Annotated in this window: 22 protein-coding genes; 19 read left to right on the forward strand and 3 right to left on the reverse strand. The window is 53.2% G+C overall.

All coding sequences use genetic code 11. The features are described 5' to 3' along the window. Positions 1 to 17: 17 nt before the first annotated feature. The 5 genes from G3M78_15075 to gatA all read left to right on the forward strand — a co-directional run bounded on the left by G3M78_15075 (position 18) and on the right by gatA (position 5942). Positions 18 to 2651: a DNA internalization-related competence protein ComEC/Rec2 gene (locus tag G3M78_15075; GenBank protein ID QPJ66652.1), complete on the forward strand. Its 2634-nt coding sequence runs from the start codon at positions 18 to 20 to the stop codon at positions 2649 to 2651. A gap of 64 nt (positions 2652 to 2715) precedes the next feature. Beyond that, complete coding sequence (locus tag G3M78_15080) at positions 2716 to 3873, forward strand: SpoIIE family protein phosphatase (GenBank protein ID QPJ66653.1); 1158 nt, start codon at positions 2716 to 2718, stop codon at positions 3871 to 3873. A 110-nt stretch (positions 3874 to 3983) separates the two neighbouring features. Continuing rightward, on the forward strand, positions 3984 to 4178 hold the full coding sequence (locus G3M78_15085) for a hypothetical protein (protein ID QPJ66654.1): 195 nt from the start codon (positions 3984 to 3986) through the stop codon (positions 4176 to 4178). Between the two features lie 25 nt (positions 4179 to 4203). Next, positions 4204 to 4485 carry an Asp-tRNA(Asn)/Glu-tRNA(Gln) amidotransferase subunit GatC gene (gatC, locus tag G3M78_15090; protein ID QPJ66655.1) on the forward strand — a complete coding sequence of 94 codons (282 nt, stop codon included), beginning with the start codon at positions 4204 to 4206 and terminating at the stop codon, positions 4483 to 4485. Positions 4486 to 4490: 5 nt separating this feature from the next. Further along, positions 4491 to 5942, forward strand: coding sequence for an Asp-tRNA(Asn)/Glu-tRNA(Gln) amidotransferase subunit GatA (gene gatA, locus G3M78_15095; GenBank protein ID QPJ66656.1), 1452 nt, complete (start codon positions 4491 to 4493; stop codon positions 5940 to 5942). A gap of 146 nt (positions 5943 to 6088) precedes the next feature. On the opposite strand, the gene G3M78_15100 is transcribed toward gatA, so the two are convergent. Continuing rightward, positions 6089 to 7024: a D-2-hydroxyacid dehydrogenase gene (locus G3M78_15100; GenBank protein ID QPJ66877.1), complete on the reverse strand. Its 936-nt coding sequence runs from the start codon at positions 7022 to 7024 to the stop codon at positions 6089 to 6091. A 243-nt stretch (positions 7025 to 7267) separates the two neighbouring features. On the opposite strand from G3M78_15100, the gene G3M78_15105 reads away from it, so the two are divergent. The 13 genes from G3M78_15105 to G3M78_15165 all read left to right on the forward strand — a co-directional run bounded on the left by G3M78_15105 (position 7268) and on the right by G3M78_15165 (position 17151). Then, entirely contained in the window at positions 7268 to 7627 is a 360-nt protein-coding gene (locus G3M78_15105) for an HU family DNA-binding protein (GenBank protein ID QPJ66657.1), read from the forward strand. 113 nt (positions 7628 to 7740) lie between these two features. Continuing rightward, the gene (locus G3M78_15110) at positions 7741 to 8013 is read left to right on the forward strand and encodes a hypothetical protein (GenBank protein ID QPJ66658.1); all 273 of its coding nucleotides are present in this window, start codon (positions 7741 to 7743) and stop codon (positions 8011 to 8013) included. Positions 8014 to 8076: 63 nt separating this feature from the next. After that, positions 8077 to 8760 carry a succinate dehydrogenase gene (locus G3M78_15115; GenBank protein ID QPJ66659.1) on the forward strand — a complete coding sequence of 228 codons (684 nt, stop codon included), beginning with the start codon at positions 8077 to 8079 and terminating at the stop codon, positions 8758 to 8760. After that, on the forward strand, positions 8760 to 10703 hold the full coding sequence (gene sdhA / locus G3M78_15120; protein ID QPJ66660.1) for a succinate dehydrogenase flavoprotein subunit: 1944 nt from the start codon (positions 8760 to 8762) through the stop codon (positions 10701 to 10703). The genes G3M78_15115 and sdhA overlap by 1 nt, the downstream gene beginning before the upstream one ends. Before the next feature lie 10 nt (positions 10704 to 10713). Then, positions 10714 to 11466, forward strand: a complete 753-nt coding sequence (gene sdhB, locus G3M78_15125) for a succinate dehydrogenase iron-sulfur subunit (GenBank protein ID QPJ66661.1) — start codon at positions 10714 to 10716, stop codon at positions 11464 to 11466. A 107-nt stretch (positions 11467 to 11573) separates the two neighbouring features. Continuing rightward, the gene (gene ispH, locus G3M78_15130) at positions 11574 to 12464 is read left to right on the forward strand and encodes a 4-hydroxy-3-methylbut-2-enyl diphosphate reductase (GenBank protein QPJ66662.1); all 891 of its coding nucleotides are present in this window, start codon (positions 11574 to 11576) and stop codon (positions 12462 to 12464) included. Between the two features lie 98 nt (positions 12465 to 12562). After that, a complete protein-coding gene (locus tag G3M78_15135; GenBank protein ID QPJ66663.1) occupies positions 12563 to 13666 on the forward strand; it encodes a squalene/phytoene synthase family protein in 1104 nt (367 codons plus the stop codon). A 10-nt stretch (positions 13667 to 13676) separates the two neighbouring features. Beyond that, positions 13677 to 14126 carry a DUF1566 domain-containing protein gene (locus tag G3M78_15140; GenBank protein QPJ66664.1) on the forward strand — a complete coding sequence of 150 codons (450 nt, stop codon included), beginning with the start codon at positions 13677 to 13679 and terminating at the stop codon, positions 14124 to 14126. Between the two features lie 62 nt (positions 14127 to 14188). Beyond that, complete coding sequence (locus G3M78_15145) at positions 14189 to 14635, forward strand: hypothetical protein (GenBank protein ID QPJ66665.1); 447 nt, start codon at positions 14189 to 14191, stop codon at positions 14633 to 14635. Positions 14636 to 14660: 25 nt separating this feature from the next. Continuing rightward, the gene (locus tag G3M78_15150; protein ID QPJ66666.1) at positions 14661 to 15068 is read left to right on the forward strand and encodes a hypothetical protein; all 408 of its coding nucleotides are present in this window, start codon (positions 14661 to 14663) and stop codon (positions 15066 to 15068) included. Between the two features lie 154 nt (positions 15069 to 15222). Next, the gene (locus G3M78_15155) at positions 15223 to 16164 is read left to right on the forward strand and encodes an aldo/keto reductase (protein ID QPJ66667.1); all 942 of its coding nucleotides are present in this window, start codon (positions 15223 to 15225) and stop codon (positions 16162 to 16164) included. Between the two features lie 5 nt (positions 16165 to 16169). Beyond that, positions 16170 to 16505: a hypothetical protein gene (locus G3M78_15160; GenBank protein QPJ66668.1), complete on the forward strand. Its 336-nt coding sequence runs from the start codon at positions 16170 to 16172 to the stop codon at positions 16503 to 16505. Between the two features lie 196 nt (positions 16506 to 16701). Beyond that, positions 16702 to 17151 (forward strand): hypothetical protein, encoded by a 450-nt coding sequence (locus G3M78_15165; GenBank protein QPJ66669.1) that lies wholly within the window; start codon positions 16702 to 16704, stop codon positions 17149 to 17151. Positions 17152 to 17173: 22 nt separating this feature from the next. On the opposite strand, the gene G3M78_15170 is transcribed toward G3M78_15165, so the two are convergent. After that, a complete protein-coding gene (locus G3M78_15170; protein QPJ66670.1) occupies positions 17174 to 17413 on the reverse strand; it encodes a hypothetical protein in 240 nt (79 codons plus the stop codon). Between the two features lie 30 nt (positions 17414 to 17443). Between G3M78_15170 and G3M78_15175 the strand changes: the two genes are divergently transcribed. Next, positions 17444 to 19258 carry an AsmA family protein gene (locus tag G3M78_15175; GenBank protein ID QPJ66671.1) on the forward strand — a complete coding sequence of 605 codons (1815 nt, stop codon included), beginning with the start codon at positions 17444 to 17446 and terminating at the stop codon, positions 19256 to 19258. Between the two features lie 17 nt (positions 19259 to 19275). Here G3M78_15175 and G3M78_15180 read toward each other — a convergent pair whose 3' ends face one another. Then, on the reverse strand, positions 19276 to 19623 hold the full coding sequence (locus G3M78_15180; GenBank protein QPJ66672.1) for a hypothetical protein: 348 nt from the start codon (positions 19621 to 19623) through the stop codon (positions 19276 to 19278). Positions 19624 to 19630: the final 7 nt, after the last annotated feature.

Genomic DNA, 19630 nt, shown 5'->3' on the forward strand with positions numbered 1-19630 from the left:
ACCCACAGCCCTGCGCGATGGACTGGACCCGACACCGCATCCGAATCTCCTGGGCGACGCGCCTGCCGCTCCTGCCGTTTCTCTTCTGTCTGCTGTCCGGTTTCGGCCTGGAATTCCCAGAACTCTACGACTACCTTCTTCCCGGCCTCTGGCCTCTGTTCTTCATTGCGGCGGGCTACGCTCTGTTTCGTCTGAACGGATTTTCACTTGCGGTCGCATGCATCGCTTCAACGAGTCTCGTCGCCCTGGGATTCTATCTGGCGCAAGCCAGTCCGCCTGCCGACGATCATGTCACGCGACACATTCAGCCGCAGACTCATGCTGAAGTGGAGGGGATTTTATACGCGACGCCGACGGCGATGGAAGACCGTATTGTTTTTCGACTGCGCCTGCTCTCCATAAAATATAAGAACAAAAAAATAGAGACCTCAGGCGTGGCGCGCATCACGCTTTACGAAAACGAAGCGCCTGCGCTTCTTCCCGGCGACCGGGTGATCTTCAAGAAAATCAGATTGAAGCTCCCGCGTAATTTCAGGAATCCCGGTCGATTCAAATACGAACGCTATATGAGAATGCAGGGCGTCGATGTGATCGGCGGAACCTCGCGCGCAGAAACGATCGTTCGATCCGGCGCAGGCGATCTGCCTTTCTATATCAAATGGCGCGAACGCTGGCGCCAAGGCATCCATCACGTGTACTCAGAGTTCCTTCCAGATGAAGAAGCCCGTTTGTTGAGGGCATTGACGCTGGGGGATCGTTCGGGAATGGATCGCGCCAGTCAGGAAGCCTTCGCGGCGACGGGACTCGGACATCTCACGGCGGTTTCGGGATTGCATATCGGCTTCGTCGCCGGGGCCTCGCTTCTTTTACTGCGGCCCCTGACCTTTCAGCTTCTCTGGCTGATCTCGCCGACCTGGGTGCGGGCCGGGCGGGCACCCAAAATAGCGGCCTTCCTTTCCATCATTCCCGTCGCGATGTACATGCTCCTCGCCGGCGATAAAGTATCCGTCCTGCGCGCCGGATTCATGGTTCTCGCGGTTCTCGTCGCCCTCATCATCGACCGCGAAAAAAACGCCTTCAACGCTCTGCTTCTCGTCGCAATCGCCCTGCTCGCACACAATCCCGAATCGCTTTTTGACGCGGGTTTCCAGATGTCTTTCCTTGCCGTCGCGTTCATTCTCTATGTTCTCTCGCTGATAATGAACCTCTCCGAACTCGACGCCGTGGATCGCATGGGAGAGACGATGAGCCTTCTCGACCGCTTGCGTCCGCGGATTCCTGAAGACGGCGAAGCGCCGCAAGCTTTCATAGTGAAGGAGCGCGTCATTCTGTTCTTTGTCGCCAGCGCCTTGTTCTCCATCACCGCCATTCTTGCGACGCTTCCGGTGGTTCTGCATCATTTCCACCGAATCAGCATTTCAGGCTTCCTGTTGAATCCGATCCTGACGCCCCTTGCATCTCTTCTGATTCCTTTTTCGCTGGCTTCTGCCTTGATCGTCTCCGCCCTTTCGTTTCTGGGCGATATCCTGTTCGCTCCTATCCACTGGCTCGCCGCTCTGTTCACGAGCATTCCGCAATGGGTCGCGGGCCTGCCCGGAGCTTTCCTGTACTGGCCGACTCCCAAACCGGCATGGCCACTCCTATATTACGCATTTCTATTGGGCGCATTGTCTCTCGTTCTACGACAGCGCACCAGCCGAACCCTGAACCCGTCTGAAAACTCCGCGCACAAGATTTGGAAACAGCTCGGAAGGACGCTATGGATCGGCGCAGGCGTTCTCACCGTCGCCGGATTTCTTTTCCCGCGCTTTCCGGCAGCGACCATAGACCCGCTTGAAATCACCTTGCTCGACGTCGGTCAGGGAGAATCGATTTTCATACGCTTTCCCGACGACCAAACCTTGTTGATCGACGGCGGCGGCTTCTACAAAAACTCGCTGGATATCGGCAAGGCCGTCGTCGCCCCCTTCCTGTGGAGCCAGGGGTATCGGCGACTCGACGCCATCGCCGCGACGCATCGCGACAACGACCACATCAGCGGACTGGAATCCATCCTCGATCTGATCCCGGTTCACAATTTACTGACTCTGGACAACGCCGCATGGCAGAGCGAAGCTCGCATTCAAAAACTCATCGAGAAAGCCGAGCGCAAGGGAACGCAGATTAAGAGCCTGCAAACGGGACAAGCCATGACCTTTGGCGAAGCCCGGTTGACGCTTCTGCATCCCACCTCGGAGTTCATGGATCGTTACGACTCGTCGCCGCAAAACTCGCACGCCTCGAACAATCGCTCGCTCGTCTTCAAACTGGAATACCGCAAGTTCAGCATGCTTTTGACCGGCGACATTGAAAACGACGCGGAACGATTCATGCTCTCTCGGAAGGCTCCTCTGCGAAGCGATATTTTGAAAGCTCCGCATCATGGCAGTCGATTTTCCAGCTCGCCCGAGTTCATCCGCGCAACGCAAGCCTCGGTCGTTCTGTTCTCAAGCGGCTATCTGAACTGGGCGAAGCACCCCCACCGCGAAACGCTCGCGCGCTACGAAGCATTCGGAACAAGGGTCTACAGAACCGATCGTGATGGAGCCATTCGTATCGCGGCGGACGGAGAGAGCTGGAGCGTCTCCCCGTTTGAATGGAATCAAGATTGACATCTCATGCGGATCAACCTATAAAACACCAGACTCAAACTGTCTCACTCAACAGGCATCGCTGATGGATATCAATCCTTACACGCAGTCGCCCTGGTGCATATTACTGGCCGATCCCGCCAACAAGGGACTGGACCGAACTTGCGCCGCGCTGAAAAGCGGATACACCATGCTCATCGCCGAGGACGGTCCGCAAACGGTTGAGACCTATTTGAGCAAGCGCCCCGACATCATCGTGATGAGCGCGGACGCTCCAGCGCTGGACGGCTTTCAGGTCTGCAGGAAAATCAAGGACATCTCGGGAAGGCGTTTCACGCCGATCATTCTGGTTTCAGAGCAAACCGATATCTCCAGCCTGCAACAAGGCTTTCAATCGGGAGCCGAAGACTATTTAAGAAAACCCTTCGAACCTGAAGAACTCATCATCCGCATCCAGTCGGCGCTGAGAACCAAAAAACTCTACGTCGAGTTGATGAAAGCCTATGAGGTGATCGACCGGGAACGCGACATTCTGGCCAATATCCAGAAAAATTTTTTCAGCGAGGCGCCGCCGCAGATTCCCGGCTACCAGTTCTTCACCAAATACCAGCCCTCCTCCAAAGCCGGAGGCGACTATTACGATTTCATCCAGATCGACCAGGAACGTCTCGGCATCATGACCGCCGACGTGTCCGGGCACGGCATTCCCGCCGCCGTCGTCATGTCGATGAAGCGTATTCTGTTGCGAGCCTTCTTGTCCGACCAGGCCTCCCCCGCTGAAACGCTGGAGACTCTGAATTCTGTTTTGTTCAAGCACCTGAAATCCGGTCATTTCATCACCGCTTTCTACGGCGTCCTGAATACGAAGACGCGGGTCATGAAATACGCCTGCGCCGGGCATTGCCCGCCCTTTCTGCTCGATTGCAATAGCGGCGAGTTGACGGAGTTGAAAAACCAGAAGGGCATCCCCCTGATGATCCTGCCCGACAACCCGATGGATGAGGTGGAAACGCAGTTGCCCCCCAACAGCAAACTGGTTCTGTACACCGATGGATTGATCGAAGCGCAAAACCGCCAGGGAGAACAATGGGGTCGCCAGCGTCTGGCTGATGAAATCAGCAGATTGGGGGCCGAACAAAACCTCGACGCCTTCGGGGAGCAGATTCTGGCATCCGTCGATCAATTCATGGGCGGCAACGCATTCTCCGACGATTACACTCTGGTCGCCCTTCAGATCGACTGATTTCCTGATCGGCTGGCTTTTCAATAATCTTCGTCAGCCAGCTATTGAGATTTCCTTATCTTTCTGCTATAAAGTTTGTTTCCCTAAATTTAATCAAGGAATCATCTATCATGGCCACACTGGAACAACTGAAAACGCATATCGACAAAGCAAAAGAACAGGCGAAAGATAAAAACGGCGCTGATTACCGCGACAAGCACAAAAAACTGAAACGCCTGCAACGCAAATCTTCCAAAATCATTGCCACTGCAAATCGTCTGGAAGAAAGCAAGAAACCCAAGAAAGAGCGTAAAGCCGCAAGCTGATAACGATCTCTTCTGATAAATCATCATGACCGACAAATTCGACATCGACGCCGCTGTGTCCCTTTCGCGTCTCAAACTGGAAGCCGACGAGAAACAGCGTCTTGAAAAAGATCTGGAAGCCATCGTCAGTTACATCGATCAGTTGAACACGCTGAACACGGATCAGGTCGAACCCACGTCGCACGTCCTGCCCATTCAAAACGTATTTCGCGAAGACATTCCCGATAATAAATTTGGCGACAGCCCGTGTTTGCCTCTGGCTCCGGCCCATGACAAAGGCCATTACGAAGTGCCTCAGATTATTTGATCTCCATGCATCAATACACCATCGAAGAAGCCAGGGCGCGCCTCAAGCGCCGCGAGATCAGCGCGGTTGAGTTGACCCAGGCCTATTATGACCGTATCGACGCCGTCGAAGACAAGGTCGGCGCCTACACGCACCTGACCCGGGAGATCGCGCTTCAGCAAGCTCAATCAGCCGACGAGCGCATCGCCTCCGGCGAAGACTCGCCGCTACTGGGAATTCCTATCGCGATCAAAGATCTGATTTGCATGAAGGACGCGCGCGTCACCTGCTCTTCGCGAATGCTGGAAAATTTTGTATCGCCTTACGACGCCACCGTCGTCGGCAAACTCAAAGAAGCCGGAGCGGTGATTCTGGGAAAGACCAACATGGACGAGTTCGCCATGGGCTCTTCCACAGAAAACTCCGCCTTGCAGAAAACGAAAAACCCCTGGGACCTGCAACGCGTTCCCGGCGGTTCCAGCGGCGGTTCCGCCGCCGCAGTCGCGGCGCAGGAATGCGTCGCCTCTCTCGGTTCCGATACAGGCGGCTCGATTCGCCAACCCGCTTCCTTCTGCGGCGTCACCGGGGTCAAACCGACCTACGGTCGCGTATCGCGTTTTGGACTGGTGGCCTTCGCTTCGTCGCTCGATCAAATCGGCCCCATGACGAAGACGGTCGCCGATTCTGCGACCTTGCTAAACGTCATCAGCGGTCACGATCCTCTGGATTCAACTTCGGCAAACGTTGCTGTGCCTGACTTCAGGCAATCCCTGCAACAGGATGTGCGCGGAATGAAAATTGGTCTGCCTGAGGAATATTTCACGAAAGGCATCGATCCGGAAGTGGAAGCGCCCGTTCGCGCCGCCATCCAAAACCTGAAGGATCTGGGGATGGAACCGGTTTCCGTTTCCCTGCCGCACATGCAATACGCCGTCGCCTGCTATTACATCCTGGCATGCGCCGAAGCGAGCGCCAATCTGTCCCGCTACGACGGCGTCAAATACGGCTACCGTTCTGAAAAATCCGACACTCTGCTGGAAATGTACACGAACACGCGCGAAGAAGGCTTTGGCGAAGAAGTGAAACGCCGCATCCTGCTCGGAACCTTTGTTTTGAGTTCCGGTTATTACGACGCCTATTATTTGAAGGGACAAAAGGTCCGCACCCTGATCAAACAGGATTTTGAGACGGCCTTCCAGAAATGCGACGTGATCGCCGCTCCGGTCTGCCCCACCCCGGCGTTCCGGCTCAATGAAAAATCGAGCGACCCGCTCCAGATGTACCTTTCGGACATCTACACCATATCCGCCAATCTGGCGGGAATTCCCGGACTCTCCGTGCCCTGCGGCTTCACCCCGAACGGGCTTCCCGTGGGACTGCAACTACTCGGCGAACATTTCGACGAATCGTCCATCCTGCAAGTCGGCAACCAGTTCCAGATCAACAGCGATCATCATCTCAAAACGCCGACGCTCTAGATTTTTCAAGGCGACAGTAAGGTTCGTTGCTTAAAGTCAATTTTCACAAAAAATATTTCAAAGCGCCGACGCTCTAGATTTTTCCAAACGATAGATCGGCGCCTTATTCGCAGACCGCTCCAAAAATATCTCAAAACGCCAACGCTCTAACTTCCGTTCGCATCCGATTCAACACGGTCGGCAAACTCCTCCAGAAACCAGTCCAGATACTTCGGAACCGCCGCCGAGATATGCGGTTGAATCAACACCTTCTCATTCTCCCAGAGCGGAGAGGTCTCCGGTAGAGGCTCCGTTTCAAATACATCCAGATAGGCGCCCGCCAGACGCTCGTCATTTAGCGCATCCAGCAAATCCGCTTCATTGCAGGCGTTGCCGCGTCCCACATTATAGAGGTAGCACGATGAGGGAAGTTTCATCAGAACGTCGCGGTTCAGCAGATGAGTCGTCTCATCCGTTCCCGGCAAGGCCAGTATGAGATGATCGGCGGATTCCAGCGCTCCTGTCAAACCCTTCGCATCCACCACAGCCTGCGCGGAATGTTTGAATCGTTCCGGTTGCGACGCATCGCGTTTGATTCCGGTGACGCGACAGCCCAGCGCCATCAAACGCTCGCCGATCGCCTGGCCGATTTTTCCGAAGCCCCAGACCACCGCGTGAGAACCTTGCAAGGACGCCATGCGATCCGTCAACTTGACCCGCGCCCATTTTTTTTGTTTTTGAAATTCAAGCGACTGCGGAAAGGCTTTGATGAAATACAACATCGCGCCGATCACCGACTCCGCCATGATCGGGCCATGAAAGCCCCCAAAGCTGACGCGCAAGGACTCGGTAGGCTCGACCTCGATCCACTCCTGCCCTGCCGACGGCGTCGCAATGCATTTCAGCAAAGGCGCATTTTCAAGCCATTCGTTCTTAAAATGCCAGACCAGAACGCAGTCCGCTTCAGGCAGAAGTTCTAGAAAATCCTTCGAGTTAAAACACGCTTCAATGCGCGTATTCGGGAAGCGTATTTGCAAAAATTGCCGGTGCCGATCCTGAAAATTCCAGGCCCGCACATGTGGTTGTTTTAGATACACCAAAATGAAATCCGGAATCAACAAGAGCCCTTCCTTTCTCAAATAGCTTGAAATTCCCCTCACTACAAATTTATCTTTTTTTATAACTTTGGTCAAAATACTGCAAAGACGGATTTTTTTCCGAAATTCCGAAAAATTCTAACCTACTGTAAATGAAAGCGTTAACCAAAAGCATTCATTTTGGCAAGCTTATTGCTTTATCTATGGGCAACAAGCTAATTTTTCGTACCCACAAAGGGGAGAGATAAGATGACACGAGCAGACCTGGTAACCAAGCTTTCGTTAAGAATGAATGTAACCAAAAAAGATGCAGAAAAATACCTCAATTGTTTTCTCGATGCAATCGTAGGAAGTCTTGAGCGAAATGAGCGCGTGGTGGTTCAGGGATTCGGCTCGTTTTCACTGAAAACTTATGCGGCGCGCAAGACCAAAAAACCCATTACCGGGGAACCTCTCGAATTGCCCGAACGCAGTAAACCGGTGTTTCAACCCGGCAAGGAACTGCGCCTGCGCGTGAATCGAGAAGCTGCGGTAGCGCAACCCGTCCAGAAACCGCAACGGGTTCTGAAAATCACTTTGGGCAAGCTGGAAGAGTCCGCCGCCGTTTGAGCGGCGCGGCTCTCCGCCCGAAAGGGCTTTTTCCCCACCGGACTGTGTGCTAAACTGCGTCCGATTGGCTTTTACAGCCTGAGCTTGGGCTGTCTTTAATCAAGGGGGCTAACATGGGCAAAACCCAGACTTGCGGAAAATGCGGCGATACCAATATCATTCGCGGCGATCTGGACTTGCGAACCAGCAAGGATCTCGAACTGATCATGGTCGTTCGCAAATATCATGGAATAGAAAAAAAGGTTCCGATCCTTCCTCTGGTTTGCGGTTCCTGTGGACACGTTGAGTTTCACGTCGAGGACTTCGAATCCTTGAAAGTTCAGGCCAGCGACAAGCCGATCGACCCGGAATTCCGAGGTCGCCCGATTCAGGAGTACGACTTCTGATTATTTTCGGAACATCGTTTAAAAAGCCTTGTTTTTAAAACCAATATAGCTGAGAATGAGCTTATGGGAAGGTTCAATAAAGACCAAATCCATTTTCTTATTCTCAAAACCCACTCTCTGACGGGTCTGATACCTGTTGGAGCCTTCCTCGTAATACACCTCACAGTCAATTCACTCCGCACCGTTGGCGTCTGGCAGTATCAACTCAGCATTGACCTTATCAATAATCTGCCCTTTTTGATCTGGATTGAGATCGGCTTCATATACGTTCCCTTGCTGTTTCACTCGCTGGTCGGATTTTATATTTACCGGGGCGGAAAAAGAAACACAGCCGTCTATCGCTACCCAAGAAATTACCTCTACACGTTACAACGGCTTTCCGGAGCCGTCGTGTTCGCGTTTCTCATTTATCATATGGGGACCACCGTCGCCCCCAAACTGCTTTACGATAAAGGCGGCTTCGAAGCGGCGCCTTATCTCATCTCGATCATGAACACCGAGTTTGAATCCTGGCTCGGTCGCATTATTTATTTCATCGGCATCTCAGCCGCCGCCTTTCATTTCGCGAACGGCTTGTGGGGCTTTTGCATTTCCTGGGGCATCCTGCTGGGCAAGAATGCGCAACGCACGATGGGTTACGCATTCCTGCTGGTCGGGGTGGTTCTCTTTGTGATGGGAATGGCGACTGTCGCCGAATTTTCACTGAATCCCATCGACGTCCAACCCACTCGCCCGGGGAGCCTGTAATGCCGCGTCGCAAAAAGAAAATCATCATCATTGGCGGCGGACTCGCCGGATTGTCTGCGGCGATGAAATTATGCGAACGCGACGCGGAAGTTGTGATCGTCTCCTTTCAAAATCTGAAGCGTTCGCATTCGGTCTGCGCGCAGGGCGGCATCAACGCCGCCATCGACGCAAAAAACGAAGGCGACACGCCGGAAAAACATTTCTACGACACCATCAAGGGCGGCGATTTTCTGGCGCATCAACCGCTGGTGCGGGACATGTGTCATCAGGCGCCCGCCATCATTCATTTGCTCGACCGCATCGGCGTCGCCTTCAACCGCACCGGAGAAGGACGTCTTGCCTTTCGACGTTTTGGCGGCACCCTCTATTCGCGAACCGCGTTCGCCGGAGCCACCACCGGACAGCAGTTGGTGTACTCGCTCGACGAACAGGTGCGACGCTTCGAGCACGACGGCATGGTCGAACGGCTGGAGTGGCACGAGTACCTCGGCGCGGTGATCGACGACGAAGGCGTGTGTCGCGGCGCCGTACTTCACGATTTGCACACCAATAAATTATTCACGGTCAAAGGCGACGCGGTGATTCTGGCGACGGGCGGGCCGGGGCAAGTTTACGTTCGCTCGACCAATTCCGTTGTCAATACGGGAGCCGCCGCCACCCAGGCTTATTTGCAAGGCGCCAAATACGGCAACGGAGAATTCATTCAGATCCACCCCACCGCCATTCCGGGGCAAGACAAACTGCGCCTGATGAGCGAATCGGCGCGCGGCGAAGGCGGTCGCGTCTGGGTTCCGCGCAGAGCCGACGACAAACGCGATCCGAAATCCATCCCGGAGAGCGAACGCTATTATTTTCTTGAAGAGAAATACCCGCTTTACGGCAACCTGGTGCCGCGCGATGTGGCTTCTCGGGAAATTTACGACATCGTCTACAACCATCGCCTCGGCGTCGGCGGCGAACCGATGGTGTTTCTCGACCTGACCCACAAATCCAAGGCCTATCTTGAAGACCGGCTCGGCGGCATTCTCGACATCTATCAAAAATTCACCGGCGACGATCCGAAAATCACCCCCATGCGTATTTTCCCCGCCGTGCATTATTCGATGGGCGGGCTGTGGACCGATTTCGAAAGGGACTCGCACGGATTGATCGACCACGCGTCGCCGCGCAATCAGAGCACTTCCATTCCCGGCCTGTACGCCGCCGGAGAAGCCGACTACCAGTACCACGGCGCCAACCGTCTCGGCGCCAATTCCCTGCTGAGCTGTATTTACACGGGACTCATGATGTCGCGCGCCGTCATCAACTTTTCCAACAACCTCAACCGCTCTTTTGAGGACGTTCCCAGCACGGTTTACGAACAGACGCAGTCCTACTGGGAGAACCGCTTCCGCGACATCCGTAAAATGGACGGCTCCGAGAATCCCTATCAACTGCACAAGGAACTGGGCGACACCATGATGTCGAGCGTGTTGATCGTGCGCGACAACAAGACTCTGGAAAAAACCCAGCATGCCATCGAAGACATTGAAACCCGTTTCAAGGACGTAAAATGCGTCGACACCAGCAATTGGGCCAACCCGACGCCGAGCTTTATCAACCAGCTCTACTGCATGATTCATCTGTCCAAGATCATCGCCAAGGGCGCCTTGATGCGAGACGAATTTCGCGGCGCGCATTACAAACCCGATTTTGATCTGCGCCAACCCGGCGATTTCGATCCCTTCGAATACATCGACTATCTGGAAAGAAAGAAAAACGGCGAAGCGATGGAAGACTCGCATTACCCGGAAGGCCATCTCGACTACATGAAGCGCTTTGAAGAAAACAACAAGAAATGGCTGAAATCAAGCATTGCGACCTACAAAGACAACGGCCCTGAAATCACCTATGAAGACGTGGACACGTCGATTGTGACGCCACGCCCTCGAAAATACGATTGAGGCAAAAACCATGACTCCACCCAAATCCGTTCGATTCACCATCAAACGTCAGGACCGCCCGGACTCCGTAGCCTACTGGCAGAATTTTGAAGTGGAATGGAAACCCCACGCCAACGTGATCTCCTGCCTGCAGGACATTCAACGTCGCCCGGTCACAGCGGAAGGCGAGAGCGTGAACCCGGTGGCCTGGGATTGCAATTGCCTGGAAGAAGTCTGCGGTTCCTGCACCATGCTGATCAACGGAAAAGTTCGTCAGGCCTGCACGGCGCTGATCGACAAGCTGGAGCGCCCCATTTACCTGGAACCCATGTCGAAATTTCCCGCAGTGCGCGACCTGCAGGTGAACCGGAGCCGCATGTTCGACAACCTCAAAAAAGTCAAGGCCTGGCTCCCGGTCGACGGCACCCACGATCTGGGCGAAGGCCCGGTCATGTCCGACGCCGTTCGCGCCCAGCGCTACGTTCTGTCCGAGTGCATGTCCTGCGGTTGTTGCCTCGAAGCCTGTCCGCAATTCACCAAGGACAATAATTTTATGGGCGCCGCCACCTTCAGCCAGGTCAGGCTGTTCAATTTACACCCCACCGGCTCCATGCAGAAAGAGGAACGGCTCGAAGCGGTCATGGGCGAAGGCGGCATCGCCGACTGCGGCAACGCTCAGGTCTGCGTCGAAGTCTGCCCCAAGAACATACCGCTCACCGAATCCATCGCCGAAGTGGGCCGCCAAAGCTCGCTTCAAATGATAAAAAACTTTTTTGTGAAATGAGCCGATCGGTTTTTTATTTTTAATGGTTCGATAGTTTTGCTATGATAAACGCCTGCTTTAGCGTATTCATGGATTCAAAATTTACCCTTTGATTAAAGGTTTTCATTATGAAAGTATCCCTTGCCAGCGCCATGGGCACCTGTTTTGGCGTCCAGGACGCCATCAACCTTGCGATGAGTCCCGAGTTTGTATCCGACCTGACCATCGTCGGCCAACTGGTTCATAACGCCCAGGTCAACAAATCACTTGAGGAACATGGCGTCGCCGTGGTCAAAGGCATCGGGGAAATCGACCAGATCAAAACCAAAAAAGTGATGATCACCGCCCACGGCGCGGCGGACAAAACCAAAAAACTTCTCAACGAAGCCGGTTTCATTGTCTACGACGCCAGTTGTCCTCTGGTGATGCGCGTTCACAAAACCATCAAGTCGATGGTCACGCAGAATTATTTCCCCGTCGTCATCGGCCAGAAGGATCATGTTGAAGTCAAAGGCATCGTCGGCGATCTGGATGATTACCTCGTCATCAATCAGGAAGAAGATCTTGAAAAAATTCGCAAGTCAGGCAAACGACGTCTGGGCATCGTCAGCCAGACCACCTTGCAAGTGGAAAAAATAGAAGCGCTGGTGCGCCAGATACGGGAGATGGACTGCGTTGACGAAGTGTATTTCGTCAACACCATCTGCCAACCCACTCGGGACCGCCAGATCGCCGTTCACGATCTCGCCAGCCAGGTTGATTTGATGATTGTCGTCGGCGGTTACAATTCGTCCAACACCAAAAAACTGGTTCAGGTCTGCGATGAAAAAGGCGTGGACTCGTACCATATCGAATCGCACTCTGAATTGAAGGATGGCTGGTTCATGGATAAAAACCATGTCGGAATCACCGCTGGAACCAGCACGCCGGAATACGTTATCAACGAAGTGCACGAAGCGATTCTGGAAATTGCTAAAAGAGTGAATGGCGCTGTAGAGTCGGAATCAGCCTCTCAGTAAACCCGAGCAACCCCGTCCAAATACCTGTTTCCTCTTGCGCGGCGGTTTGTCTAACAAAAATTTAGAGTCAACCGCATTTTCCCGCTGATTAAAGAAGAATGGACGATTGGAATTATTGCGTAGCCACGCTACCTAAAGTATCCCGCACCTTTGCCTTGAATATTTCCGTTCTGAAGGGAGACCTTCACGGAAGCATTCTCGTCGCCTATCTCTTCTGCCGCACGGTCGACACCGTCGAAGACGCGGCGGAACTCGACCCCGCAATCAAAGTCAAACTTCTCGGGGGCTTCATCGATCTGATGCAAAGCCCGGCGCCGCGAACTGCGGAGCTGGAGCAATGGATATCCGATTGCGCGCCCGTGGACGGCTCGCCGACCGACCTCGACCTTTTAAAAAACATCGATCGCGTCTTTCGCATCTTTGACACATTACCGGCAAGCCACCAGAAACCGATCCGCGAGTCGGTCTGTAAAATGTCTTCGGGGATGGCCTATTTTCAGGACAAATTCGAGCAAAAAACGCTCACCCCTTTAGAAGACCAGAACGAGCTGGAAGACTATTGCTATTTTGTCGCGGGCGTGGTCGGCGAAATGCTGTGCGAACTAAAACTCGCGAAGTTAACCGGACTGCCTGAGAACGCCAAACGCATCATGCGCGAAAACGCCGTGTCCTTCGGGCTTGGCCTGCAAATGACGAATATTTCCAAGGATGTGATCGTCGACCAGAGTCGCGGCTGGTCCTATGTGCCCAAAAGTTTCATCGAGGAAAAAGGGCTGAGCCTTGAAGCGTTTCAATCTGGAAGCGACATCGAAAAAAACCTCGAAGTCATGGAAACCCTGCTCCTCAAAACCACCGGGCATTTACGCGATGCGCTGAAATACACCCTCGCCATCCCAAGACAAGAAGTCAGCTTGCGCCTGTTCTGTATCTGGCCGCTGTGGATGGCGGCGGAGACGGTCGCGACCCTGCACAACAATCGAGAACTGATGACTTCCGACGCGCAGGTCAAAATATCCCGAAAGACTGTCCGTAAAATTTTACGCCGCACCCCGCTGATCGCATTTTCCAATTTCCTCTTACAGCGTTCTTTTGATAGCATACTGAAATCAAACGACTTTACTAATCCTCCGCGCTTCGATTTGAAACATTTAAAATCCCGGCTGGAGAAACTGGATTTGCCTTTTTCTGCAAATTCGGGATAATCAAGGACACATGAACTCAATTGAACGTTTTATCGACAATAATGACGGAACCATCTCCGATCTGGAAAGCAATCTGACATGGGCCAAAGAGGATTCCTGGCAAGCCGAGCAAAAGTGGGTGACATGGGACGAAGCGATGGAACACGCCCAGAACTTGTCCGGGATCAAATTCGCCGGGCACAAGGACTGGCGCCTGCCCACTTGCGATGAAGCCAAGACCCTGTTCGATCCGGCATGGGAAAATACTGATAAATACGATGCTAAAATCGGTCTGAATCCCATTTTTCCTCCGGGGCCTCTACCCACCATATGGGCGCACGAAGCGATGATTGGCAATGAAGGTTTCATATTGGATTTAAGAAACGGAGAAATCCGTTCCCTGTATAAAAGCAAGAGCGGAAGAATGGCCGCGCGCCCGGTGCGCGAGACAGAGAAAATCATTCCCCTCTCGGAAAGATAGAACCGAAACGGATTGGCGCTCGTCCAGTTCATCAATGACAATTGAATGTAGAGGTGGCTCTGTTGGACAAAAACAAACTCATACAAATTGCCGGAAGCCTTTGGGTCGTCATCGGAGCCTTTCTCGTGTTCCGGGGAATTTTGCTTTACAGTCTGGCGGTGGACGAACAACACGCCACCCAGACCGCCGTCGCCGTCTCCATCACAGCCGGGCTGGTCATTGGCTGGTTCAAGGGAAAATTTGTTTTGACCAAAACTGCGCGACGCAATAAAACCAGAATTCAAGCGCTCGAAGAACCCGTGAAACTGCACAATATCTTCACGACGCCCTTTTATTTTTTAATCGTCGCGATGATGGGCGTGGGTTTTCTCATGCGCCATTACAATACCTATCTGGGAGGCTACATCGTCGTCGCCGCTATCTATTGCGGTATCGGGGCCGCGCTGGTCTCCTCGAGTAAAATATACTGGAGCAACAAGGATACAGCCCCCGCCGGGGAATCCATCTAATTCATCATCCAACCTATTTTTTATCGTGAAAAACTTTTTTCTTACTTTACACATGTTGTCCATGTGCCTGGTCGTAGGAACCCTGTTCCTGCAATCCTTATCGGTGGTATTCAGACTGCGCCTGAAAGGCGAAGGAGAAATCGCCGGGATCAAAAAAATCCAGAAACGCATTCATAAATTCATCTATTATCCGATTCTTGGCGTCACCGTCCTCTCGGGAATGTACCTTGCCGTCAAGACCCAGGTGTTTTCCGAATCCAACTGGATCGTCGTCAAATTAGTTCTGCTCGCCGTATTGATCGCGCTCGGATTTCTCAACGGCAAGCAGATTGAAAAAGACACGCTCCCGAAAAAATACGCCATGCAGGTTCACATCGGTATTTTCCTGATCGCGGGCGGCATGATTTACCTGGCAACCATCAAACCGTTTTAAGGTTTCCGCCATGGACATTCTTCTTACCATGGTCGCCAGCGTCCTCCTGATAATCGGTTTTTTCGTTATCTGCAGAACCAGCACCGAAGACGACGAGGATGAGGATGATGAAAACGAGGAAGAAGCAGGCCCCAAACCCTGAGAAGTGAGTCGCATGAAAACGACCGGGTTTTCTGAAATCGGCAAACAATGGAGCGCCATCACCTTCGGATGCTGGCAGATCGCGCCCAGCGGCGGTTGGGGCGACCTTTGCACAGAACAGGAAGCCGAGGCCTCTGTCCGCACCGCCCTCGACTGCGGCATCACCGCTTTTGATACCGCCGAAGGCTATGGCGACGGCGAATCAGAACGACGTCTCGGTCGCGCCCTTGGCTCCCGCAAAGACGAGGTCGTCGTCATCTCCAAAATCTGGCCCGACGCCGAACTGACTCTCAACGATTACCAGAAACGTCTGGACGCCAGCCTCAAAGCGCTGAATCGCGAATACGTCGACGTCTATCTGGTGCACTGGCCCGGCTCCTATTTCGACAGTCCCGACAAAAGCAAAAAACTTGCAGATATCATGCGCTCCCTGCGCGATAGCGGCAAAGCCCGCGCCATCGGCCTGTCCAATTTCCACGCCAATGACTTGCAACGGCTGGGCGATTCGCTCAGCGATTTTTCCATCAATCAGGTTCCCTACAGTTTGCTGGGCAGAGAGTACGAGGGCAAAACGCGAAGCCTGTGCCAGCGCGAAGGTTTGCCCTACATGGCCTTTTCGCCCACCGGTCAGGGCTTTCTCGCCGGGCGTTTCAGCAAGGAAGATCAGAATTTCCCCGCCCGCGCTTCCAACCGCTTTTATCAGGAGCCCCGCTTCAGCGCAGGCAAACGCCTGTATGAAAAAATCCAGACTATCGCCAGGGACATCGGGCGCGCTCCCATCGAAATCGCCATCGCCTGGGTTCTCGCTCAACCAAACATCCTAACCGCCATTGTCGGTTCCAGAAAACCGGATCAAATCAGGGAATTTTCCAAAGCGGGCGATTTAAAACTCACGCCGGAAACGCTCGAATTGCTGACAAAGGCCAGCGATCAATTCATCCAATCCACTCGCTAAACGCCATGGAAGACGACGACTGGCTGGACCTGTCCGAACAAGAAGGCGTCACCCTGGGACCGGAAGACGCCCTGCGCCGTGAAATCGAGAAAACCAAACGGCTCAAGGTCGAACGTCTTCAGCTACGGGATCAGGTTGAAAAATTAAAGCAAAAAGTGCAATTTCTGGAAAATGAAAACGAAACGCTCCGACACAATCCTGCAAAACAACGCGACACGCAGGCTCCGACGCGGACAGCCCCCCTCCCCGCCGTATCCCAATGGGCTTTGATTTTGCTCGGGGTCAACCTGCTGGCCTGCGCCTGGCTTCTTTACAGCTTGATTTTTAAAGAGATTTCCTAGAATAATTGGATTAAAATCTGTCAACTCGGGCTTAACTGAAACGCTTTGAGAAACTTTTTTGTGGGGCTATAGGACAAACAGCCAATTTTTTTCATAAAAGCTGAATCTTTAGGGACAAAACGACCATCTCATTATGAAACGTTTAGGGGACAGCTAGACAACGATTAATTTTATTTAGAAAGGGGCGGGTAACTAAATGTGGGTTCTTGAATTTCTTCATGTATTGTTCGGAATTTTCTGGATTGGCTTGCTGTATTTTTTCAATATGATCCAAGTTCAATCCATGCCAAAAATGACTGAGGCTGGAGCGGCTAAGCCGTACACACAGATCATTCTTCCCAAGGCCCTTTTCTACTTCCGCTACACGGCCTTGCTCACGGTAATCACGGGCCTGGTGTATTATGCGGCAGGACGGGGAACGCCGGGACTCATTCACATGGGTATGCTGTTGGGCGTCATTATGGCGGGTAACGTATGGTTCATTATCTGGCCGAATCAGAAAAAAATCATTGCAGGCGAGTTGGAAGGCGACGCTCTGGCGAAAGCGAAACGACATGCGTTTCTCGCAAGTCGCACCAACGCATGGTTGTCTTTGCCGATGCTGGTCTGTATGGTAGGCTCCAGCCACGGCGGTTTGGGCTTCTAAGAGACGCAAGCGCAGACAATCGTTACAGAATCAGGCGGGAAGGAACTCCAAGAGTTCCTTCCCGTTTTTTTTGCCCCTCCTCTCCCAGCGCAACCCTCAATAGCGTTTCTTCTGCAATCTCCCCAATTCCCATACCTACCCTTTCCGAAAAGTTCACTAAATCATTTTCTTTTTTGGATATTTCAACTAACCTTGATATAGAGAAGGTAATGCCCCTTCTTTCACAGTTGCAGGAAGGCTTCTGTAACTCCCCTTCCGGCATTGAGAAATCACAATGAACCCGAGGTCCCCCATGTCGACCAGCGTTCCGCCAGAAGTTCCCCCTGTAGCTCCCAAACGTAAAGGGAAAATCGTTCTGGTCGTATTACTTGCGCTGTTCCTGGCAACCGGTTCTGTCGCTCTCTTCTTCATTGCCAACCTGCAACAATACCGCGATCCGCTTCAAAAACAACTGTCCCAGTCAACCGGACTGGACATTCATTTTGAAAAAATAGGGCTGGGATTGAGCGGCGGACTGGGACTGCGTTGCGAAGGCCTTCAAGTGAAAACCAAAGATCTCTCGCGCAAACTGTTTGGCGCCGGAGACCTCAATCTGGTACTTGAATGGAGCCCTTTGCTCAACGGCGAAATCAAAATCAAAAAAGCTGTTTTGAGTCGCCCCTCCATAGACCTGAACCTCAACCCCGCTTCCACCCCACCCGCACCGTCAACAGAAGCCCCGCAAAAGAAAGACGCCCCTAAAGCCGAACCCTTAAGCCCGGAACAATTGCATTGGAAGGTCGCGCAGTTCAGGCTCCGGCAAATCCACCTCAATGTCGATTCACTCGAAGTCGATAACGGGGAAATACGAATCATCCAGGTCAATAACGGCAAGGAATCCGTCGCTCCCGTTCGCTTTTCCGGCGCGCTGTCCATTCAGCGGACGCCCGACCGACTGGATGTCTCCATCTCTCAACTGAACCTGCGTCCTGGCGATCTCCAGTTACAGGGAAGTCTCAAGGGCGTCGATCTCCTGTCTGCAAACGCTCTGCTCAAACTCGACCTGGAATCGAAAAATCCATCGCTCGACCAACTCGAAGTTTTCAAAGCCTTCTTGCCTCCCTCTGCCGCCAAACTGCTGGTATCCGAAAATCGACTGGACGCCATGACATTTTCATTGGAAGCCACGCCCGGCGCATCCAACGGAGCGCCTTTGCTGAAAGCCACTCTCAGCGGACAAGCCTTGCGCGCCAAGCTGTCTGCGGAACCGTTGAGCGTCCAATCCCTGCGCGTTGATCTCAAGGCGCCCCGACTCGACCAGGCCAGCGCCCATAGCGTTCTGGAAGGGATCGAACAGGGGAAAATCGCTCTCAAAGACCTGAAGGCTGACTGGCTCTGGGACGGCAAAACAATACGCGCCGAGAACGGACGCATCCAGCCCGCGCACGGGCAGGTTACTTTCAGCGGTCAACTCGAACAAAGTTCGTCGAAATTTTCCGCACAGTATCAGGGCGACGATCTACGCCTCGAAGATTTTTCGCCGCAACGCATTCGCGGAGGGGCGAGCTTCAAAGGCCGCATACAAGGAACGCTTCCAAAAGATAAAAACACTCCCGCAAAAATGGACGCGACAAAACTCCTGCTCGAATCGCTGAGCGGGCAAAACCAGATTCAACTGGCGCAAGGGAAACTCCTGCCGCTGGAAACCTGGGGCGAGGTCCTGCATTTTTTAAAACCTTCGGCGGGAACGACGCTACTCAAGGAAGGACTGGGTTTTGAGAAATTCGGAGGGGATTTTAATATCCAGCGGGGGCGCGTGAGAACGGACAACCTGCATTTGCTCGAGAAGAAAATTCACCTGAAAGCCAAAGGCGAAGCGCATCTGATCCAACGCACTCTCAACGCTGAAGTGAGGGGACTGCCCATGGAACTGCTCAAGCAAATCGCCGCGCCCCTGCCCGATCTGGGCCCCATCCTGCAAGACGGACAATTGGAGAAAGCCGTTTACCTGACCGTCAAAGGCCCCTGGGAAAAACCGGCGGTCGGCGTACTCATCGACCCCAAGGCGGTGAGCCAGCCGGAGCAACTGATCAAAAACCTGCTCAATTTCGCCTTCCCAAATAGATAGCGCGACGACCGTTCAACTCAACGCCCCGATTCCGGGAAGATTGATTCCTCCTCGAAGCGATAACCGCAAGCCTCGATGCCGTCCGGTTGCGTGGGGTACTTCAAACAGAGCAGGGGTTTTTCCGGCGTTCCATGAACCCGGCACCCTGCTTCATCCGACCATTCCGAGCAAGGGACATCGAGCGTGTAGAAGAGGTGATTGTTTTCGATATCCTCTCCCACCACGCGAATGCCGCGAAACTGCATGTAGCGTTTCAGTTCGTCAAGCGAACCGTGTTGCCGGAGCGTTACATCCCGCACCACCGTCATATTCACCGACTGGCAACACTCCCCGCACTGATGGCATTCGCCTTTTCGAACCAACATGCAACCG

Source organism: Candidatus Nitrohelix vancouverensis, from assembly GCA_015698305.1.
Lineage (GTDB): Bacteria > Nitrospinota > Nitrospinia > Nitrospinales > VA-1 > Nitrohelix > Nitrohelix vancouverensis.